This is a genomic window from Rhodopirellula maiorica SM1 (assembly GCF_000346295.1).
In the GTDB taxonomy this organism is placed as follows: Bacteria; Planctomycetota; Planctomycetia; order Pirellulales; family Pirellulaceae; genus Novipirellula; species Novipirellula maiorica.
Window position 1 is genome coordinate 1 of sequence record NZ_ANOG01000406.1, and the last position, 4562, is coordinate 4562.

Sequence of the window (4562 nt, forward strand, 5' to 3'; positions counted from 1 at the left end):
AATAACCGTGATGGACGTTGCTGCCACTTTGCTCGCTAAGTTTCCAGCCCGTTTGCAATAGAAACTGGCTTTGTCGTCGTAAGCAAAAAGCAGAAAATTGCGATTTCGATAGTGACCAGTTTGAATGAACTTGATCAGTTCCTTTCGGACAATCTCGACATCGTCGATGCAACCGCGGCTTGAAGCAGAAAAAGAGGACGCAATTGCCCAGGAAGGTGTCGACATCGGTGACGAGCTATAGTCTCGTTGCATCATCGCGGCGATGATCCACCATCCCGCTCACGCCCATCCCCAGTCGGATGCGAGTTCGTTTTGGCTTAGGGGTTCGCAAACAGCTTGGATTAGTCGAGAGCGTGAGTCGTTGCCTGACTGGCTAGCCGTGCTTGCGGAGCGATTCGCCGCGAGCGATAGATTTCAACGGACTCCTTTTCGTTGGTTTGGATCGGATCCGAAACGCGTTCCCAATTTCCGTTGACAATTTCTTTTCGCAATATCGACGCGTAGCGATTGATGTAATTGAAGGCAAAGTGTTGCTGGACGTAGGCGGCTGTGTTTTCATCAGGAACCACCACGTAGTCACATGTGCTTTCACATTGTTCCAAAAGTGACTGTAATTTTTCTGAATCGCTTTCTCCTGGTACCTCGTCCCATTCCGCTGCGGCAGGAAGAGACAACAACCCATTGGCATGCAATCGGATGTCTTGATAGATCAATTTTCCTTCGTCGCTGGTAACCCCTTCGCGATCAAACATTACGGTCGAATACAAACTCCATAGATTAAAATCGGTTAAATGGCTGACGCCGAAACGGACGTCGGACAGGTTGTTCGCGATGCTATCGGCCAAAATCTCGTCCATGATCTGCTGCTGAGCAACCATCGTATTGAATCCACCGGGTTGATGCCGCTCCCATCCTCGTTGAGAAGCAATGCCGATTGCGACGGCTAGCAGTCCCCACGAACACGCCACCAACCGAACGTTATTGAGTCTTTCAAATGCTTTCAGCAGAGGAAGAATCGCGAACAAAACTAAACCGATTACTGCTGGCATCGAAACATACGGATTCAATCCTGCGCGTCGGGCTACCAGGAACACAATCGGGCTGAGTCCAATCCAAAGCAGAGCCCAATCGGGCGTCGAGCGATCACGAGTCAGATCAAGAATCGGCTTCAAAATCCCACGATTGCGAGTGAATAGAACGAAACAGATTAACCAGGCCCCGAGCAAATACAGTGCTTCAGCACCTATCGCACGCCCTGCAAATTCGCCATGTTTTACCGCCTCACTTAGCGGAAGCTTTGCATTGGCGTCGGTATTCCAAACGACATAATAGTAATGCAGATAGTCGAAATTCAGAATATAAAACCATCCTGATAGCACACTGGCGATCACGCTGGTCAGAATCAATCCGCGTATCCGCTTGCTGCGATCTTCTCGCTGCAGCAAAAACAGCACCGTTAAGGGGGCGAGACTGAATACCAAGTAGATCGGTGCCGTTGATCGGGATAGACAACAGATTGCCACTGCGATACCGCACGCGATAAACCTGCCAATCGTGGGCCGATGCATCGCCGACAGAAACCACAGAGCCGATGCACCAAAGCCGAAGCACAACAGCAAATCCGCTCTGAAATCGGACAGTCCGCCCACCTCCATAAAGATGCAGCTGGTGGTGAAAAATGTACAGCAACCCAACAACGCGGTCGTCGGTTTCAGATCACGTATTTTCACTAAGTAATAAAACACCGACACCAAGAAACCAAACAGATAACCCGCTTGGATCCAGATTGGCACCATCCGGCTGGGCTCGACCCAAGGGCCAATCGAAGCTGCGATCGCGAACGGAAGAAACAAGGTTGAATCGCTGGTCATCACTCGGTTCCAACCCGCCGCCAATCCCCGCTGATGGGATGTTTCCATGATGGCGAATAGATGCATGTTGTAACTTAACGAATCATAGAACGGATTTTTGTGTTGATAAAGTTCCTGATTCAGACGACTGCAGTACATCGCTAGTGCTACACAACTGACCATCAGAATGATCAAAACCATGACCGGTCTACTTAACGCATCTCTTAGCGATGCTACATTCGAACGCAACTCATTGGCCGGGATTGTTTTGCTATCCGTACTCACGGCAAAATCCTCTAGCTTGCTTTTCGTGAAATCATTGAGAATGCATGCTCGTATGCCTCTTCCGACGTGGTGGCACTCGACACGATGTAGGAAGGTCGACGTCGCACCTCGTCATAGATACGGCCGATGTATTCGCCGAGGATCCCAGCTGCGATCAGCTGAAATCCACCTAAGCCCAAAATGGCACAGGCGATTGTGGTAAAGCCAAGCGAGGCAGTCTCGACACCGCTGAGTCGCTTTCCCGCAAACCACGCTGCTGCGGCGAGCGAGACAAGACACAATATTGCGCCTGAGACGGTCAGGAAACGAAGTGGCTTGAGCGAATTGCCAAAAATTGCGTCCATGGCATAGCGAAACAGTCGGACGAAATTCTGTTTGGGTTCACCGCCAGCTCGTTCTTGACGCTCGAACAAAATGATTGAAACCTTGAACCCGACCCAAGCACGAAGTGCGGGAAAGAATCGATGCGTTTCGGGAAGTCGGCAGACCGCCTCGACTGCATTGCGGCTCATCAAACAAAAAGTGCCGGTATTGGACGGTACCTTGGATTCCGACAGAAAGCGAAACAGTCGATGAAAGGCGGCAAACCCGAGCCCGCGGACGAAAGTTTCCTTGCGTGCGGTTCGCTGCGGAATGACCACCTCGGCTCCCTCGTTCCATGCTGCAACCATTTGCGTAATCAATTCAGGCGGATCTTGCAGATCGCCGTCCATCAACACCACGCAGTCCGCATCGGTCGAATCGAGGCCCGCGACGATCGCAGCCGGTTGACCAAAGTTTCGTGACAGCGAGATCAGCTGAACCGCTTCATCCGGGGACGCAGCATGATTGATCGCGTTATCGACGATCCATTCCGCCGTCCCATCGCTGCTGCCGTCGTCGACATAGTTGATCCGGTAACGCAATCCAGTGGCTCGGCAAGCCGCATCGACTCGCGAATGCAGCATCTGAATGATTTCAATTTCATTAAAAACCGGGATGACCACATCCAATTGTCGTCCAGCCATATTTTCCCTCCAGGAAACGCAAAAACACCGGGTATCGAGCAACTCAGTGGCGGCCTCGACGACGAAAAACGTCGGCTTATTCAGCCTCAGGATGCTTTTAGGCCAGGGGGTGGATGATGTCAATTGCAACTACTTGCTTCGGCACCATTCCGGCGAGGCGACGGGAGGGAAATGCCGAGCATCTCAGAGCGGCCGGAGGACTGGGGGTGTATGAGATTCGAAACGGCACAGCCGACGAACAATGGCAAGCGTCGAGCTCGGAAGTCTTCCCATCATCAACGCGATTCACCACCCACAAACATAAATGCAAGCAAACAACCAAAACCCTCCCCAAACAGGGACAGAGCGCATTATTGAGGGGGCAAGACCATCCATCACTGAGGAACCGTCCCCATATTGGGGACGGGGCATGTCGTCGGGGCACATGAGGCTAACTCAAGGGGGCTACTGGAGAGGCTCTACACGTTTTCGACGTTGCCAAAGCCAAGGCTGGCACAAAACACGAGCTAATCTGGTGGAGATTCGGTTGTCGCTCAGCTGTTGCTGCGCAGTTTCCTCTATCGGCGACGCGTTACCACGCTCAACAGCCAAAAAGAAGGGACGCTCGCAAGCTAATCCGCTTGGGTGAGCAGCTCTCGGGCTCTTCGCCGCAAATGATAGCGGCGGTGGGTGCGGTGGCTGCGCAGCGGATCGATGCTCTCGGGGCGTCCGGCGACCGTGCAAAACAACCGGCCGAAGTCGCTGACCAATTCGCACCACGTCTTGGTGTCCAAGCCCAGTCGCTTGAGCACCGGTGGCAGGTCTGCAGGTGTCTTGCCTGGCTTGCCAGGTGCGATCTGACGTGCGGTCCAGTCGAGTGTTTCCAGGTAATCTTCGAGTGACATCGGTAGAAAACCTTTGTCGCTGCAGCGTTTGCCCGTCTTGCTAACGCAGGGGCCAATCTCACCGGACCGCTCGTCGATCGCAACCGGCGACAAGAAATTGTCGCGTCGTTTTGCTACTGGAACGCGTTCGTCTTGATCCGCGGTGATCGCTTCAATTCGCCGCTGAACCGAGGTGTGATTGCTCTGTTCGAGCGTTTCGGCCATCGCAGCTCGAATTGGATTCAGGTCAACATAGGCAGCACAAGCCAACAGAGATGCCTCGTCGACGATCCGAGTGGCATGGAAGCGATCTTGGAAAAAATGCCCTGATTCTTCGTCTTCCAGGTTCGCTCGCATTGCGACACGTTGGCAAAGCAGTCGCATCCACCAACTGATACTGCTGAGTCGTTTGCGGATGTCGCCACATTTGACGGGGCATCCAGCGATCGATCGGATCTCTGCTTCGGTTGGTGGAAGCGGTAGCCCATCGGAACTTCGGCGATGCGGACAAATCATCATCCACCGCCGAGCCACCTCACTGTCGCTCCAGGTCGCAA

At 53.0% G+C, this 4562-nt stretch carries 4 protein-coding genes; all 4 read right to left on the reverse strand.

Features of this window, described 5'->3' with window-relative positions; translation table 11 throughout:
• A partial coding sequence (locus RMSM_RS42540; protein ID WP_236622122.1) for a hypothetical protein occupies positions 1-255 on the reverse strand: 255 nt, incomplete at its 3' end.
• Between the two features lie 86 nt (positions 256-341).
• On the reverse strand, positions 342-2033 hold the full coding sequence (locus RMSM_RS36800) for an ArnT family glycosyltransferase (protein ID WP_144057614.1): 1692 nt from the start codon (positions 2031-2033) through the stop codon (positions 342-344).
• Between the two features lie 113 nt (positions 2034-2146).
• Entirely contained in the window at positions 2147-3142 is a 996-nt protein-coding gene (locus tag RMSM_RS13090; protein WP_008696613.1) for a glycosyltransferase family 2 protein, read from the reverse strand.
• Between the two features lie 611 nt (positions 3143-3753).
• A partial coding sequence (locus RMSM_RS42545) for a hypothetical protein (protein WP_236622123.1) occupies positions 3754-4562 on the reverse strand: 809 nt, incomplete at its 5' end.

What these genes read in the sequence shown, in the direction of transcription:
- RMSM_RS36800 (WP_144057614.1), bottom strand. Translation starts at nt 2,033, where the DNA reads ATGGTCAGTTGTGTAGCACTAGCGATGTACTGCAGTCGTCTGAATCAG.
- RMSM_RS13090 (WP_008696613.1), bottom strand. Translation starts at nt 3,142, where the DNA reads ATGGCTGGACGACAATTGGATGTGGTCATCCCGGTTTTTAATGAAATT.